Origin of the sequence: Taurinivorans muris, assembly GCF_025232395.1 — a bacterium.
GTDB classification, from domain to species: Bacteria; Desulfobacterota; Desulfovibrionia; order Desulfovibrionales; family Desulfovibrionaceae; genus Taurinivorans; species Taurinivorans muris.
The window spans coordinates 571,337-587,039 of the sequence record NZ_CP065938.1; the positions used below are offsets into that span (position 1 = coordinate 571,337).

A 15,703-nucleotide genomic window follows, 5' to 3' on the forward strand; every position below is an offset into this window, starting at 1 on the left:
CTTATTCCAACTGCATGACAAGAGCATCATCGTCAGGATAATAATTTTTTCTCACATGAATTTTTTTAAAACCAAATAATCCGTATAAGTTTTGTGCCGGAAGATTTTTCGCCCGCACTTCCAGAATAATATGAATACCTTGAATGTGTTTTTGCCGGAGCCAAAAAGAAAGAAGCTTTTTCGCATAACCTTTTCGCCTCTGACTTGGATGTGTGGCGATATTTAAAATTTCCGCATAATCACCGACGACACTGCAAAGCAAATAGGCAACAACGTTTTCATCTTCTGTACAAATTCCAAAAAGTTCGGTAAAATCATCCTGCAAAGCATGCTGAAACTGTTCAATATTCCAAGGACAGGGAAAGCAAAGGCTTTCCAGTTCCGCAACACGTGTTAAATGTTTTTCTGTAATTTTAATAACAGGATATTCCATGCATAACTCCAAAAAGCGATATGATGATTTTCCCTATCTTCTTGATTCGGAAACAAGAAAAAACCTTGTGGAAATTACCGACAACAACGGTCTTCCCTTTTTACTCATGCCGGAACATCTTGTAAAGAAGAAAAAAATGCACCACCGTATCATTATCGTTCTTTTAAAAGATAAGAAAAATCGTGTGTTGTTCGTTCAAAAACATTCAAATCAAACGCAAAATGCAAAAAATATCTGGGAATTTCCTTGCCATGGCATTGTTTTTGCCGGAGAAAGCGCGGAAGGAACCGCCTATGCGGAATTGCGAACGCATTTTTACATCGATGACAGTATCAAAATGAAAGAAATAGCCACGCTGCCTTATTTGCAGGATGATATTTATGTTATGGCGACAATATTTTATGCCGGTCCCCATTATGGGACATTCCGCTATAACGAAGACACGGTGAAAGATGCGATGTTTGTCGATAAAGATGAATTTGCAGGGCTTTTAGCCTATGACCCTGACATGTTCAATCCCATTATCAAATGGGCGCACAGGGCAAACTGGATATATAAATGATTTCCCCGGCAGCTCGATAAAATCCTGCGGGTGACTGTCCAACGCTGTTTCAGCCGTTTCAAAACGCCTAACCAAGTTTTTTTCGTGGGCAGAAAACCACTCTCCGCTTTTATGCGGACGTTTTTAAATGAAAATTCTTATATTCCCTCTGATTTATACGCATAGATGGCAGCTTTTTCAACATCTCTGCCGACGATATATCCGTCTTGGTAGTATTCGGCAAGCATCGGATACACTGTCGGGTCTTCCGGAGCATGGCGTTCGGCTTCCAAAATAAGGGAAATCGCCTTTCGCACATCGCGCTGAACTCCATATCCCTCATTATACAAGCCAGCCAACAAGATATATGTACGCGGGTGGCTGACAAACTGCATGGCTTTGTCCGCATAGTTCAAAATTGTTTGCGTATCGCGCGGAACCAGCTGCCCCTGCATACTGAAAGCCGCCATAAGATAGCAAGCTTCCGGATGTCCGGCTTCGGCTAAATTTCTGATACTGTCGACAGCTTTCTGCGGTTCGCCTTTATCAAGCAAATCATAGGCATATTTCAAAACCTTGTTCATTGCATCGATTTTTTGTGCGATATACCGCCATTTAAGAGTATTGAGTATTTTTTCCTGTTCTTCGGTTAAGGTTTGAGGTAAAAAAGCAGTAAAGGTGTCGGCATAAAATTCCTGAAAAGGAACAAATTGTTTTTGTTTGACATATTCCTTGTCCTTTCGGAAAAGGTTCAATAATTTTTCTTCATCGGGAACCGCATGCTGAAAGGTTTGCTGTGAAATCTGATTGAAAGGTGATTCCTTAAGCCATTTTTTGAATAATTTTTCTTCATTTTGAGAGGTGAATTCCATAAAAAACCCTTATGCGTTTTGTTTCAATCTTTCTATCGTTTCTAACAAAAGGTTTTCACGAAACCCGATAACAACAGACCCGTCAGGAAAAATAACGGTCGGAAAGGAAGCCCGCGGATTGTATGTTTTCAATTTTTCAACAATTTCTTTTCTTGCATCGCCGATATATTTATCAACGACAATGTCATTATACTCGACACCATGTGTTTGCAGAAATTCCTGCAGTCTTGTGCAATGCCTGCATGTTGTCAAATCATACATGAGGGTTTTTCCGTCTTTGCAAGGATCAAGGGCTAAGGCGAAATTTTCTTCACAGCCAAAAGGAACACCATGGTCGGTATGATTTTTTTTCGTATTTTTCTTTGTGAGAATACCGGTAAGAATAGCAGCAATAAAGAGGACGCTTATAATAACGAGCATACCTTCTGTCATAGAGTAAACTCTCCTTCATTCAACCTTTTTCATAACGAATACCATAGTGTTAAAGGAAAGTATAGTAAAAATTTCCTATTCTATTGAATAGGGACTTGTTTTTCGGAATATTGCCCGTAAAATTCATAAGGGTTGCTGCAAATAACCGGCAAATCAAAAAGCAGACCGTTTTCGATTTCCGGTGTCTTTTCCTCGGTATCAAGAGGAATCAGCTTCCATAAATCACGTATCATCGCTCTTTTTTTAAGGATATACAATGCGTCCTGCCCGATGCAGGAATTGTTTTCAATAGTCGAATATTGAAAATTGGTTCTCAACGTTTTCGTATCAAAACCGTAATTATACGCGGATTGTGCAAAATCATGACATAATGTACTCATAAAATTTCCCTCCGCAAATGTATTTGCATTTTTCATGCTATTTTTATTTTTATTTATAATTTTACATTGTTACAGATAAGTTATTTTTAAAATCTTTCCCGCAATGCAAAAATTTCCTTTTTTTTCATTTTTTTGACATAAATTAAGTTGAAATAATTGCATATTTAAAATAACATGTTCAAATAAAACACCGTATAACTCATTATGGATATTTTTGATTTTGACCCCGCATATTTCTTAAGCTTTTTGCTCACGTTTCTGCGAATGAGCATTATTCTTTTCATGTTGCCTATTTATGCCACGGAAGGGCTTCCCAACCAATGGAAAGCCGCATTCTGCCTGATCATCACATTGGCGATTTTTCCAAATGTCAGCCTGGACCCCAAAACAATGCCGGCGCATCCTTTCGCCATTGCCCTGCTTATTCTGGGGGAGGCGGTTTTAGGACTTATCTTGGCTCTTGCAATTCAAATATTTTTTGCAGGCATTCAAGCCGGCGGTGAACTGATTGCCATGCAAATGGGATTTAGCATGCTTCAATTTGCAGACCCGACAACCAATACGCAGGTAGGCGTCATTTCCCACATGCTCTTTATTGTGACGTCATTGATTTTTCTCATGTTTGACGGGCATATTTACTTATTGAAAGCCTTTATAGAAACATATAAGTACATTCCAGCCGGCGGGCTTTTTATCGGTCAAACGATTTTCAATCAGATTTTTCTTCTCGCCAATATGCTTTTTTCCTTGGCATTGAAAATTATCGCACCTGTTTTAGCGGCGATTTTCTTAACGGAACTGGGACTTGCTTTCATGGGCAGAATGGCTCCGCAAATGCATATTATGGAACTTGGATTTCCATTGAAAATTTTAGTGGGATTTTTCTTTTTGGGTTCAATTTTCCAATTATTAACACTGGATATACAAAATTATATCATTTCCATTGACGATTTATTTTTAAATCTCATTAATGCATTGAAACCAAGGTAAAATATGGCGAAAGACCCCAGCAAAACCGAACGGGCGACCCCTAAACGGCGAAATAAGCTCCGAAAAGAGGGAAACGTTGCGAAATCAATGGAGTTTACAAAAACCTGCACGCTTATCGTAGGTTTTGCCACCATGTATTTTTATTTGCCATATGCCGGTGAAAAGCTCGGAAATTATTGGGTCGAATGTTTCAATACTTTGGATGAGAATATCATTACCCCTACGACGGCATATGCCATTTTATGGGAATTTGTCACCCAACTTGCCTTAATTTGCGGACCTATTGTTTTTGCCGTCGCAATTTCCGCCTTTGTCACGCTTCGCAGGCAAGTCGGAAAATTATGGACGACAAAAGTTTTTAAATTCAAATGGTCGCGCTTTAATATTGTCAATGGATTGAAACGGGTCTTTTTTTCCTTTGAAACGTATGTTCGGCTTTTAAAAGCTGTTGCCATTGCAGCCATTATCGGTTATGTTCCTTTCATGTTCATTGTCGGACAGACGGCAGTTTTTCCGGGCTTGTATTATACCAATGCCCATGGCTTGGCGTCGTATCTTTTAACCGCCAGCGCGCAAATGATAAAATATACCATGATACCGGTTGTTGCCTATGCGCTGTTTGATTTGTGGCATAGTTTTCATCAGTATGAAGAAAACAACAAAATGACCAAGGCGGAAGTTAAAGACGAAATGCGGCAAGCATTCGGTGATCCTGTCATTAAAAACAAACAAAAGCAAAAAATGATGCAGTTTATGCAGCAACGTATGATGCAGAGCGTTCCGAAAGCGGATGTTGTTGTCACAAACCCTACTCATTATGCTGTTGCCTTACAATATGATCCCACCATTTGTCCGGCTCCCGTCGTGCTGGCGAAAGGTGTGGATAAACTTGCCTTACGGATAAAGGATGTTGCGCGTGAACACGGAGTGCCTATCAAAGAAAACAAGCTTCTTGCCCGCAGTTTGTATTCTTCTGTGGAAATAGGCGAACCGATTCCAGAAGATTTATACAAAGCTGTCGCAGCAATCATTGCAGAAATTTGGCGTCTTAAAGGTAAAATACAATAGGTGGTGACTATGCAAATGAATTCATTTTTTTTCGATAAACAAGATAAGATTTTCCTTGAAAGCGTCAATAACAGCATTGAATGCAGCAAGACGTTGGAAAGCCATTATCAGCAGGAAATTCACCCCAACGGCATTATCGATATGTGCATTTCCCAAGAAATACGCATGGCGACCGCTGTCATCAGTTTGCTTGACAGACTGCAAACCAACAATATCGATGAACGTCTTATAGCCCTTAATAATCTGCATAATGAAGTGTTGCTGACCTCAAGAACGAAATTCAGAAGAAATACCGCCCGTGTTCTCATTGAAATCATGAAGGAGCTTATCCGCACCTACGGCAATGAAGAAAAACAATTGCAGCTCGCCCACGATTTTCGTATTGCGGCAACGGGAAAACCGACTATTGTCCGTAAACTTTTGCGCCGTTATCATTTACTGGAAATGCCGGAAGCATGGAATCAGCTTGTTTTCGACCACCATATCCATGATGCCAACACGAAAGGCAGAAAATCGCCTACCCACCTCATAATGGACGCCTGGGTTAAAGGGATACGCTCCCTAACCGTCATTTATTATAACTATATTAAACCGGAAACCGCCTATGAACTTTTGGAAGCAAGCAAAATCATGGGTATAAAGGTTCGTATCGGTTTGTTATACAATATCATTTACCGCCACAGACTTATCGACTTTATTTGGGTTCCTCAGGGTTTATACGGCACTGACGAATTTTTGGATTTCATTGCGGAGCCCGATATGCAGGCTTTAATGCAGGACGCAAGGCAAATCAGCCGCTGGCGCGAGAAATTCATATTTAAAATTGTTGATGAATGGAATCAAAATCTTAAAAATAAAATCAATGAAGAATTTTCTCTCGATTTGTCGCCTATTTCGACGGAAGAATATAAGAAATTCGTCAGTATCGGGCAAAGTTCGGTTTTGCACTTGGCGGAACTTATCCATGATGATGCGAAAAAAACACTCACGGAACGTGTTTCCGTTATTAAAGAAAAAATGCAGCACACGAGCGACCCTCAGGAATTGCAGATTTTAACAAACCAATTGAATAATTATGATAAGCTGACAACGGAATATTTTCTTGAACTTCTTGAAGATTGCGAACATCTTATTGAAAAGGAACTTATTGCGGAAGTGCTTACGGAAGAAGATCTGGATAAAATTCCAAGTATTGTGAAATATAGTCCCCACCAGCTTGTTTACCGTTTAAAACAAGTCCATTCAAACAGCTATATTGTTTTAAACCTCGCCAATACGACTCCTGAAGAAGTTATCAACCTGCTTTGGGATACTGACGGTGAAATCACCCATTTGGAAATTTTCAACGTATACGACTGGCAGAAAGGCAGATCAAAACATATCGCCGAAATCAATGAATTGATGGTTGCTATCAATAAAAACAACACCCCGCTTTTAAAATCAATTTTATTAAAACTCATTGAAACTTGTAAAAAAAGCGCTGAAATAACGTTGTTTGACGAAGACCATGAACATTTATTGTCAGCAGCAAGCAATGCGGACGAATTTGCAGACAAATCCAAAATTCAGGAATACCGTGACAACCCCAAATTGCGGCCTGTCACGCTTGAAGAAAGAGTTAAAGCTTTACAGCAAATATTGAGCAATATCCCTACTGTTATCAATTATTACCGGGGAAAAAAACTTTTCACCCGCATTGGTACGGATTCCACAAGCCGTGTCGGCAGATTGGCTGGCATGGGGCTTGCTTACATCCAATGTCTGCCGGCTAGAACCATTAAGGAGTTGAAGAAAAGTTCGAACGAATCAAGAATGATTATTCCAATTCGTAAAGAAGTCCGCTTGGTTGAAACCTATATTTTGCCCCATAACAATGAAAAAGTTTCATGGTTTTGCAAGCTTCTCAGAAAAATTCCGCTCATTAAAAAGCTTACCTATAAAAAAATCAAAACCTATACGGATTTTGAAACGGATACTTCTGTTTTCAATAACGGCAATTGTTCTTATGCCTTGGAAGATTTCTCTTCCGATAAGGGCGATATTGTCACCTTGGGAGGAAAAGGGCTGCGCACGACAAACGGCTTTGTTGCCAGCACGCCTAAAAACACCCTTCATAAATACAATTACTTAAACAGTAACCTGTCGAACTTTATCAAAGTATTCATCGGTTATGTTTCCGCCTTGTATTCTTTCCAGGACACGCAGGATATCGCATTCCTCGCATGGTGGGGAGCCCTCATTTGGTTCATTATTACCGGAGTGCGGAATATTTTCCAAGCCATTCTCGGAGTCGGCGGATTGCAGCGGTCGCCGCTCATGCGCTGGAATAACTATGTCAGTTGGAGCCGTTTATGCGATTCTCTCATGTATACGGGTATTTCCGTAATTTTATTGGAATCGATAGTGCGTGTCGACTTTCTTGAGCAAACCTGCGGCATAACAGCATCGAATAATCCTTTGCTCTCCTTTACGGTTATATCCCTTGTGAACGGTTTTTATATCATGGGACACAACTATATTCGAGGTCTGCAAACGGAAGCCATTATCGGCAACTTCTTCAGAAGTTTTCTTGCCATTCCGATTTCCCTTGTTTACAATAATATTTTCTTTTCATTTTTATTGGCAATAGGCGTGCATAATGCCGTAGAGCTTGTGGTTGCCTGTTCCGCCATCACATCGAAAATGGCTTCCGATACCGGAGCCGCCCTTGTGGAAGGATATGCCGACAAAAACAGCAATGTTTGGTTCAGGCAATGGGATTACAAGCTGGCTTTTGAAAAGCTGTATACGCAGTTCACCAAACTTGAGCTGCATTTTCCTGAAAAGGGATGCTTGGAACTTTTGAAAAATCCTCAGGAACTGCTCAATAATTTAAAGCAGGTTGACAAACAGCTTTACACAAGCATGATAATCAACGCTCTTGATTTGATGTATTTGTATTATTATCAGCCCCGCTCCAATTCAACACTCAGGAACATCATTAAAAATATTTCCGAAAATGAAAAATTGGTAATGCTGCGCATGCAGTACGTACTGCTTTGCCATAAGGACGTCAGTCAACTGTTCATTGATGAAACATTGGGCGAAAATTTTGCAAAAGCGTTGTCTTTCTATCTTGATACCCATCAGCAATACTTGAAACAATTGCAAAAAATTTGCCAAATTGAATATTAGGATACGTATGCATATTGTTCTTTATAATCCTGAAATTCCGCCGAATACCGGCAATATCGCCCGCCTTTGCGCCGGAACGCGGATAGAACTGCACCTCATAGAACCATTGGGATTTTCTTTGGACGATAAATATTTAAAGCGAGCCGGACTTGATTATTGGCCTTATGTGAACCTTTCCGTCTGGAAAAATTTTGAATGCTATATGAATAAGACGGGAAAACATCACCGCCTTGTCATGACGAGCGCAAGAGGCGGAAAAAGTTTGCACAGGTTTGATTTCACGCGGCAGGACGCACTCATTTTCGGACCTGAAACGAAAGGGCTGCCTCAGGATATTCTTAATTTATCCGAATACAGAGTAAAAATTCCGATTTTTAATACGGTGAGAAGTCTCAACCTTTCCACAAGCGCGGGAATTGTTTTGTATCAAGCGCTGGCAAATTCCGGAATTTTGGATGAATGGGAACAAACAGATATGAACATCATTAAATAAAAAAAGGGCGTTACGCCCCTTTTTATTTAATATTTTCTTACATTTTTTCCTGCATTTTTCCTGGTTTTTCCATAGGAACTTGTCCGTCTTCGGCAAACGGAGGCATTTCACCGAACAATTCATGATGAGGCATGGCTCTTCTTACGTGGTGAGGCGGTATTTTGCGCATTGGAACTTCCCCGTTGAATGCGGGGCAATTCATTAGCGGGTATTGTGAATTGAAGCATGGCGCAAAATTCCTGTGAAATTCAAATCCCATAAAATCAACCCCGTAATTTTCACGGGTATTTTTTATGAATTCTTCATTCAATGTTTGGATTTGACGGTCAAGCATCACAATATCACGTGCGGCTTTTGAAATTTGCTTGGGTTCCGCATTGGGATTATGGGTAAACGCCTTATACTCCAACCGTCTGACACGTCTTTCGTCTTTTAATTCCTGTATTTTTTTAATGTGGACGGCATGGTCTTTTTCCCATTTTGCAAAATTGTTTTCATCTTGAACAAATTCTTCAAAAGTTCTCAACGTATCTTCTTTGGCAAAAGCATACCCGTCAGATACGGCAAAAGACAATCCTAAAATCATTGCGCAGGCAATAACAATATTTTTTATTTTCATACAATTCTCCTTATCGTTATATACAGCAATTTTCATTCCAAAATCACCGTATATGATTTTCAATCGATTTTTCCTGTTTTTTCACTTTTAACTTGTAATCTTCATAAAAACATGTAAAAAAATACACAACATAAAACATTATTGTCACATTTTTACACATTTTTATTTTGCATTTCTTGATATTGTATAACCATATGTTAAAGGAATGCATTTTGCAAGCAAAAGAGTAAAGCGACATTTAAAGAGAAACCATGCAAAAAAAATTTTTAAAAATAGCTCCCTATGGCATTCTGCTTATTGTTTTTATTGTGGCGTCTTCCCTTTTGCTATGGGATATTCAAATTTCAAAGAGTAATATTCATGTTTCAAGTTTTCTTATTCATGAACGGGGCAAATCGATTTTACAAACAATAGAATCCAATATTATCGCTTCCAATGTGAACACAAAAGAAAGATTGGATGACTTGATCGTGAATTACGCCTTGCAGGACGATGTCGAATTTATCGCGCTTGCCAATGAACGGGGCGAAGTTCTTATTTCCAATAATTCCGCCATGATCGGACAAATGCTTCCCGTCAATTCCCCTGCATGCGATATGAATAACGGCAACGGCAATTTTTGTATCAATTTAGATTTTTCATTCGATGAGGCAAAGTTGAATAAAACCGAGTATATTATCGTGCAAAGAACGCTTTTTCGTTCCCGTCCCCCAAAACATTCCATGCATAGTCAACACAGAAGAGAACGCTTCATGCAGCACAGATCGGATTTTAACAGAAATTTAAATGCCGAAAACCGTCAGCTTTTTCTGGTGGTCGGCTTTAAAACAGAAGAAATTATGCAGGCAAAGCTGTTGGACGACAGAAAAATTCTTATCAATACCATTGCATTCGGCTTTCTTCTGTTCATGAGTATCTTATCCTTCATCCTCTTGAAAAAATATCAAAAATACTACCAACTTATTGAAGAATCAAAAGTGTATTTCGACGGACTGATGACCACAATTCCTTTGGGTATCATCACAATCAATATGCAAAATACGATTATCACATGCAACCCGATTACGGAAAAAATGTTCAAATCAGGCAATCTCACAGGAAAAAATATTTGTGATTTTATTCCTGCCATAGCATATTTGGATTTCAACAAGCCTGTTATCAATGCACTGGTGAAAATTGCCGGCAATTCGGGAAACAATTTTGAACTGAACAGTTTCAGCATCAATATTGATAATGAAAAAAAAGCAATAGGCATCATTTTGCGCGATTTAAAAGAAATTCAGAAATTACAGGAAGAATTAAACAGAAAAGACAAGCTTGCTTCCGTCGGACAATTGGCAGCCGGCATAGCGCATGAAATCCGCAATCCGTTAAGTTCCATCAAAGGCTTTGCGAGAATTTTTGAAGAAAATGCCAAAGAAGGCAGTGAAGAAAAAGCGCTTGCGCAAATCATGAACCAAGAAATCTGCCGCGTTGACAAGGTTATTTCCGATTTGCTCGAGTTTTCCAAACCGAATACCCTTGTCTTGAATAAGGTTTCCCTACAAAAACTTATTGAGCAGGTTGAAAAATCGCTTATGCTTCAAGCAAAAGAACATGGTATACGATTTGTCAACGAAATAGCCATACAGGAACTTACTTTGGATTTCGACAGGATGATACAGGTTTTTTATAACCTGCTCATCAATTCCATCGAAGCGATGCATAAAATTTCCGATGACAACAAAAAAACAATAACCATTAAAGCATGGCAGGAACAAAATAATACGCTTATCACCATTCAAGACAAGGGACAAGGAATACCGCAAAACAAACTTTCCAGTCTGTTCACCCCCTATTACACCACAAAAGCGAAAGGAACCGGACTTGGACTTGTCATAGTGCAAAAAATCATTGAAGCCCATAAAGGCTCGGTCAAAGCGGAAAGTGAAGAAAATGCGGGCACAACCTTTATTATTACGCTGCCGATAAACTAAAGAGGAATGTATGAACAACCATATTCTGATTGTCGATGACGATAAACCCCATGGACTCATGCTTGAAACGCTTTTGAAAAAATGGCAGTTTAAAATTTCAAGAGCTGAAAACGGACTTGAAGCCGTTGAAAAAATAAAAGAAACCCCCTATGATTGCGTACTCATGGATATCCGTATGCCGGACATGGACGGCGTCACGGCTTTAAAATTCATTCATGCGTATAATCCCGCCATTCCTATTGTTATGATGACGGCTTTTTCCGATATCGACAATGCCGTTGAATGCGTCAAAAACGGCGCATACGATTATCTCACCAAACCACTTGATTTTGACAGACTGAAAATCACCCTCGATAACAGCCTTGAACATGCGAAATTAAAAAAACAAGTGAAATCAATGGAAATGGAATTTCAAACCGATATTATCGGCAACAGCAAAGCTATTATCGAATTGAAATCATTGATAAAAAGTTTCGCTCCTTCGGACGCGACCGTTTTAATTCATGGCAAATCAGGCACCGGCAAGGAACTTGTCGCCCGCACCATTTACGAATTAAGCCACCGCAAAGACAAACCGTTTGTAACGGTCAACTGTGCAGCCCTTTCTGAAACGCTTTTGGAATCGGAACTTTTCGGGCATGAAAAAGGCGCGTTCACCGGAGCGGACAAAAAACGGGAAGGACGTTTTTTTCAAGCGAACGGCGGAACGATTTTTCTTGATGAAATTGGCGAGATTTCCCCGCAAATGCAGGTCAAACTCCTCAGGGTCCTTCAACAGAAAGAAATTCAGCGGGTCGGCAGCGATGAAGTTCTATTCATTGATGTAAGGATTATTGCCGCCACAAACAGAAATTTGGAAGAAGAAATTCAAAAAGGCAGTTTCAGAGAAGATTTATATTATAGGCTCAATGTCATAACGCTTGACGTTCCGGCTCTTGCGGAACGAAAAGAAGATATTCCCATTCTCGCCCAGCATTTCCTTACGCAATTTTCGAGAAAAAACAATAAGAATATCAAAGGGTTTACGCCAAAAGCGATGGATTGTCTCATTAGACACGAATGGCGGGGAAATGTTCGGGAACTCGAAAACGTTATTGAAAGGGCAAGCATTTTAACGTATGGCGATTATATCGATGTTGCGCAATTGCCGGAACTTTTGCAGCATCACCATAAGCAAAAGAACGAATTTGAAAATATCACCACGCTGGAAGATATGGAAAAAGCTTTTATTTTAAAAACATTGAAAGAAAATAACGACAATAAGTCAGAAACGGCGAAACATCTCGGTATCTCACGCAAAACCCTGCATACGAAACTGAAGCTGTACAATTTGGAAGGTGAAGAATGATCATTGTTTACACAGGAAACGGCAAAGGCAAAACAAGCGCCTCGGTGGGGCAGGCAATCCGTGCTTTGGGAAACGGCATTCCCCTTTGTTTTGTGCAGTTCATGAAAAGCGATGTGCAGGCCGGAGAACAAATTTTTCTTCAACAGCTGCTTCAAGATAATCTGTATATCGGCGGAAAAGGCTTTTTCCGAAAAGAGGAAGAACGTCCGAAACACAGAGAGGCCGTTCTTGCCTGTTTAAAATGGATAGAAACAAAGAAAGAAACAGTTTCCATGCTTGTTTGCGATGAAATCCTTTACGCATACCATGCGAAACTCATAAGCAAGGAAGAAATCGAAAATCTCATTTCTTTTTGCAGAGCAAACAAGAAGCATCTTGTCTTATCGGGACGTTACGCTCCAGACTGGCTTATGGAACAAGCCGACATCGTTTCGGAAATTCAAGAAATAAAACACGCCTGCTCCAAGGGCGTACCCGCACAAAAAGGAATTGAGTTCTAATTTATCATATTATTTCAGTATATTATAAAAATTTATAAAAAATTTCATTTTTTTTTATAAAAAACACTTGTCGAATAAAAAATCATACTTATTTATTCCTTGTAAGGACGAAAGTCCGAATAAATAACAGATAATCCGTTTGGAGGAATATATGAGTAAGATTATTGGTATTGACTTAGGTACCACTAATAGCTGTGTTTACGTAATGGAAGGCAAAGAGCCTAAATGCATTACAAACCCGAATGGTGGCCGCACAACCCCTTCCGTTGTCGCTATCACCGATAAAGAACGCTTGGTTGGCGATACCGCTAAACGTCAAGCGATCACCAACCCTGAAAGAACCATTTTTGCGGTAAAACGTCTTATGGGACGCCGTGCGGACGCAGAAGAAGTTACAAAATGGAAAGACCATTCACCGTATCGTATTGTAGCTGCTCAAAACCAAGACGCCGCCGTTGAAGTTGACGGCCGTCATTACAGCCCGCCGGAAATTTCCGCAATGATCTTAAGTAAACTGAAAGCCGATGCCGAAGCATATCTTGGTGAAACCGTTACCGAAGCCGTTATTACCGTTCCTGCATATTTCAATGACGCACAGCGTCAGGCAACGAAGGACGCAGGTCGTATTGCCGGTTTGGATGTGAAACGTATCATCAACGAACCTACCGCTGCTTCCCTTGCCTATGGTTTTGACAAGAAAGCGAATGAAAAAATTGCCGTTTACGACTTGGGCGGCGGCACGTTTGATATTTCAATTTTGGAAGTTGGCGACAATGTTGTTGAAGTCCGCGCGACCAACGGGGATACGTTTCTTGGCGGTGAAGACTTTGACCAACGTATCATTGAATACCTTGTCAATGAATTCAAAGCGCAAAACGGCATTGACTTGGCTCAAGACCGCATGGCATTGCAGCGTTTGAAAGAAGCTGCCGAAAATGCTAAAAAAGAACTTTCCACCTCCATGGAAAGCGAAATCAATTTGCCGTTCATCACCGCCGACCAAACTGGTCCTAAACATATGATGGTGAAATTGAGCCGTGCCAAACTTGAACAGCTTGTCATGGATTTGGTTGAACGCAGTATCGAGCCTTGCAAAAAGGCCCTTGCCGACGCCGGTTTATCCGCTAAAGACATCGACGAAGTCGTGCTTGTCGGCGGTATGACCCGTATGCCTCTTGTTCAGCAAAAAGTCGGTGAGTTCTTCGGTAAGGAACCTAACCGCTCCATGAACCCTGACGAAGTTGTCGCAATGGGTGCCGCTATCCAAGGCGGTATCTTAGCAGGAGATGTGAAAGACGTTCTGCTGCTTGATGTCACCCCGCTTTCACTCGGTATTGAAACCATGGGCGGAGTATTCACTAAACTTATCGAACGCAATACCACCATCCCTACGAGAAAAAGCCAAACGTTCACCACTGCGGCGGACAATCAGCCTTCAGTATCAATCCATGTATTGCAAGGCGAACGTCCAATGGCTGGCGATAACATGACTTTGGCGCGCTTTGACCTTACCGGCATTCCGCCTGCACCCCGCGGTGTTCCGCAAATTGAGGTTTCTTTTGATATTGACGCTAACGGTATTGTTAACGTTTCAGCAAAAGACCTTGGCACAGGCAAAGAACAATCCATTCAAATCACCGCTTCTTCCGGTCTTTCTGAACAGGAAATTCAAAACCTTATTCATGAAGCGGAAGCACATGCGGCTGATGACAAGAAAAAACAAGAAGTTATCGAAGCACGCAACCAAGCAGACAGCCTCATTTACGGAACAGAACGTTCCATCAGTGATTTGGGCGACAAATTGGACGCAAGCTTAAAAGCGGATATTGAAGCCAAAATTGCTGACCTTAAAACAAAAATGCAAGGTGAAGATGTTGCCGCTATCAAAACGGCAAGCGACGAACTTGGCAAAGCTTCCCATAAATTGGCAGAACAGCTTTACGCACAGCAAGCTGATCCGAATGCGCAGACAGGGGCAGCCCAAGGTGCAGCAGGTTCTGACAAAAAAGACGGCGACGATGTAATGGACGCTGATTTTACGGAAGTGAAATAAACGCTTTCATTCATAAATAAATGCGCCCCGCTTCATGCGGGGCTTTTTTATGTTAACATACATGAATAATTGACAGTTATCTTACAAGATACTGATAATCCTTATCGGTGCTTTTCAATGCAAAGAAAATAGTTTTATCTTTTGCAGTTATACAAAAAATGCATATGTCTTTGCGTGCGGAAGAAAAATTTATGATACTTCTTTCCCTTTTCCTTTATACAAGTCTTAATATGTACAGGTTCAATACTCATATTACAAACAATGATTATTCTGTATCGGCTTTTTGATATGATTTTTTTATTGATAATTAAACCGTTCCTAAAATTGCCGTTCCTTATTGAATACCATGGCTCGGCAACCTGCGTTCACACCAAATTTATTTTAGCTTTGGACATTCATCGCTTTTGAATTGAGTTTAATCTCACTTTGCACTGGCAGTTAAATCAGCTGTAAAACATTTAATGATTTTTTTATAAACGTTATAGCTGCTTAACCTGCGAGATTTCATCCGGCATTACCGCAAATACTCTCAAAGACAACGGACAGCAGTTTTTTAATGTGTTTTTTTATTTAAAGAATGAATTGAAGACGTAATGATTTTTTTGCTTGACTATGTAAACAAATTTATGTACAAAGACGTTTCGTGATTAAAACGCCCATGTGGCTCAGTCGGTAGAGCGTATCCTTGGTAAGGATAAGGTCAGCAGTTCAATCCTGCTCATGGGCTCCACTTTTTTTATGTCGGGATGTAGCGCAGTCTGGGAGCGCACTTGAATGGGGTTCAAGGGGTCGGAGGTTCAAATCCTCTCATCCCGACCATGAAA

General features: G+C 40.3%; 14 protein-coding genes and 2 tRNA genes. 11 read left to right on the top strand and 5 right to left on the bottom strand.

The features are described 5' to 3' along the window. Position 1: 1 nt before the first annotated feature. Complete coding sequence (gene rimI / locus JBF11_RS02595) at positions 2-433, bottom strand: ribosomal protein S18-alanine N-acetyltransferase (protein WP_334315828.1); 432 nt, start codon at positions 431-433, stop codon at positions 2-4. Here rimI and JBF11_RS02600 point away from each other — a divergent pair. Continuing rightward, positions 432-995: an NUDIX hydrolase gene (locus JBF11_RS02600; RefSeq protein WP_334315829.1), complete on the top strand. Its 564-nt coding sequence runs from the start codon at positions 432-434 to the stop codon at positions 993-995. The two genes, rimI and JBF11_RS02600, sit on opposite strands and share 2 nt — an antisense overlap. Positions 996-1,132: 137 nt before the next feature. On the opposite strand, the gene JBF11_RS02605 is transcribed toward JBF11_RS02600, so the two are convergent. From JBF11_RS02605 to JBF11_RS02615, 3 genes are all read right to left on the bottom strand, one after another. Continuing rightward, on the bottom strand, positions 1,133-1,846 hold the full coding sequence (locus JBF11_RS02605) for a tetratricopeptide repeat protein (RefSeq protein ID WP_334315830.1): 714 nt from the start codon (positions 1,844-1,846) through the stop codon (positions 1,133-1,135). Positions 1,847-1,855: 9 nt separating this feature from the next. Continuing rightward, the gene (locus tag JBF11_RS02610) at positions 1,856-2,278 is read right to left on the bottom strand and encodes a glutaredoxin family protein (RefSeq protein ID WP_334315831.1); all 423 of its coding nucleotides are present in this window, start codon (positions 2,276-2,278) and stop codon (positions 1,856-1,858) included. A gap of 80 nt (positions 2,279-2,358) precedes the next feature. Continuing rightward, entirely contained in the window at positions 2,359-2,658 is a 300-nt protein-coding gene (locus tag JBF11_RS02615) for a hypothetical protein (protein WP_334315832.1), read from the bottom strand. A gap of 204 nt (positions 2,659-2,862) precedes the next feature. Here JBF11_RS02615 and JBF11_RS02620 point away from each other — a divergent pair, with 204 nt between their 5' ends. From JBF11_RS02620 to JBF11_RS02635, 4 genes are read left to right on the top strand one after another with little or no spacing between them, the layout of a single operon-like run. Continuing rightward, positions 2,863-3,648, top strand: a complete 786-nt coding sequence (locus JBF11_RS02620) for a flagellar biosynthetic protein FliR (RefSeq protein WP_334315833.1) — start codon at positions 2,863-2,865, stop codon at positions 3,646-3,648. Between the two features lie 3 nt (positions 3,649-3,651). Next, complete coding sequence (locus JBF11_RS02625) at positions 3,652-4,716, top strand: EscU/YscU/HrcU family type III secretion system export apparatus switch protein (RefSeq protein WP_334315834.1); 1,065 nt, start codon at positions 3,652-3,654, stop codon at positions 4,714-4,716. Between the two features lie 9 nt (positions 4,717-4,725). Then, complete coding sequence (locus tag JBF11_RS02630; protein ID WP_334315835.1) at positions 4,726-7,890, top strand: hypothetical protein; 3,165 nt, start codon at positions 4,726-4,728, stop codon at positions 7,888-7,890. 7 nt (positions 7,891-7,897) lie between these two features. After that, a complete protein-coding gene (locus JBF11_RS02635; protein WP_334315836.1) occupies positions 7,898-8,383 on the top strand; it encodes a tRNA (cytidine(34)-2'-O)-methyltransferase in 486 nt (161 codons plus the stop codon). Between the two features lie 37 nt (positions 8,384-8,420). On the opposite strand, the gene JBF11_RS02640 is transcribed toward JBF11_RS02635, so the two are convergent. Beyond that, positions 8,421-9,002, bottom strand: coding sequence for a hypothetical protein (locus tag JBF11_RS02640; RefSeq protein ID WP_334315837.1), 582 nt, complete (start codon positions 9,000-9,002; stop codon positions 8,421-8,423). A 251-nt stretch (positions 9,003-9,253) separates the two neighbouring features. Between JBF11_RS02640 and JBF11_RS02645 the strand changes: the two genes are divergently transcribed. From JBF11_RS02645 to JBF11_RS02670, 6 genes are all read left to right on the top strand, one after another. Continuing rightward, positions 9,254-10,978, top strand: coding sequence for a two-component system sensor histidine kinase NtrB (locus JBF11_RS02645; RefSeq protein WP_334315838.1), 1,725 nt, complete (start codon positions 9,254-9,256; stop codon positions 10,976-10,978). 10 nt (positions 10,979-10,988) lie between these two features. Then, positions 10,989-12,326 (top strand): sigma-54-dependent transcriptional regulator, encoded by a 1,338-nt coding sequence (locus JBF11_RS02650; RefSeq protein WP_334315839.1) that lies wholly within the window; start codon positions 10,989-10,991, stop codon positions 12,324-12,326. Beyond that, a complete protein-coding gene (locus JBF11_RS02655; RefSeq protein ID WP_334315840.1) occupies positions 12,323-12,826 on the top strand; it encodes a cob(I)yrinic acid a,c-diamide adenosyltransferase in 504 nt (167 codons plus the stop codon). The genes JBF11_RS02650 and JBF11_RS02655 overlap by 4 nt, the downstream gene beginning before the upstream one ends. A gap of 151 nt (positions 12,827-12,977) precedes the next feature. After that, the gene (dnaK, locus tag JBF11_RS02660; protein ID WP_334315841.1) at positions 12,978-14,879 is read left to right on the top strand and encodes a molecular chaperone DnaK; all 1,902 of its coding nucleotides are present in this window, start codon (positions 12,978-12,980) and stop codon (positions 14,877-14,879) included. A gap of 654 nt (positions 14,880-15,533) precedes the next feature. Further along, positions 15,534-15,609 (top strand) — tRNA-Thr (locus JBF11_RS02665). Positions 15,610-15,621: 12 nt separating this feature from the next. Continuing rightward, positions 15,622-15,698: transfer RNA gene (locus JBF11_RS02670), tRNA-Pro, on the top strand. The last annotated feature ends 5 nt before the right edge of the window (positions 15,699-15,703 follow it).

What these genes read in the sequence shown, in the direction of transcription:
- JBF11_RS02600 (WP_334315829.1), top strand. Translation starts at nt 432, where the DNA reads ATGCATAACTCCAAAAAGCGATATGATGATTTTCCCTATCTTCTTGAT.
- rimI (WP_334315828.1), bottom strand. Translation starts at nt 433, where the DNA reads ATGGAATATCCTGTTATTAAAATTACAGAAAAACATTTAACACGTGTT.
- JBF11_RS02605 (WP_334315830.1), bottom strand. Translation starts at nt 1,846, where the DNA reads ATGGAATTCACCTCTCAAAATGAAGAAAAATTATTCAAAAAATGGCTT.
- JBF11_RS02610 (WP_334315831.1), bottom strand. Translation starts at nt 2,278, where the DNA reads ATGACAGAAGGTATGCTCGTTATTATAAGCGTCCTCTTTATTGCTGCT.
- JBF11_RS02615 (WP_334315832.1), bottom strand. Translation starts at nt 2,658, where the DNA reads ATGAGTACATTATGTCATGATTTTGCACAATCCGCGTATAATTACGGT.
- JBF11_RS02620 (WP_334315833.1), top strand. Translation starts at nt 2,863, where the DNA reads ATGGATATTTTTGATTTTGACCCCGCATATTTCTTAAGCTTTTTGCTC.
- JBF11_RS02625 (WP_334315834.1), top strand. Translation starts at nt 3,652, where the DNA reads ATGGCGAAAGACCCCAGCAAAACCGAACGGGCGACCCCTAAACGGCGA.
- JBF11_RS02630 (WP_334315835.1), top strand. Translation starts at nt 4,726, where the DNA reads ATGCAAATGAATTCATTTTTTTTCGATAAACAAGATAAGATTTTCCTT.
- JBF11_RS02635 (WP_334315836.1), top strand. Translation starts at nt 7,898, where the DNA reads ATGCATATTGTTCTTTATAATCCTGAAATTCCGCCGAATACCGGCAAT.
- JBF11_RS02640 (WP_334315837.1), bottom strand. Translation starts at nt 9,002, where the DNA reads ATGAAAATAAAAAATATTGTTATTGCCTGCGCAATGATTTTAGGATTG.
- JBF11_RS02645 (WP_334315838.1), top strand. Translation starts at nt 9,254, where the DNA reads ATGCAAAAAAAATTTTTAAAAATAGCTCCCTATGGCATTCTGCTTATT.
- JBF11_RS02650 (WP_334315839.1), top strand. Translation starts at nt 10,989, where the DNA reads ATGAACAACCATATTCTGATTGTCGATGACGATAAACCCCATGGACTC.
- JBF11_RS02655 (WP_334315840.1), top strand. Translation starts at nt 12,323, where the DNA reads ATGATCATTGTTTACACAGGAAACGGCAAAGGCAAAACAAGCGCCTCG.
- dnaK (WP_334315841.1), top strand. Translation starts at nt 12,978, where the DNA reads ATGAGTAAGATTATTGGTATTGACTTAGGTACCACTAATAGCTGTGTT.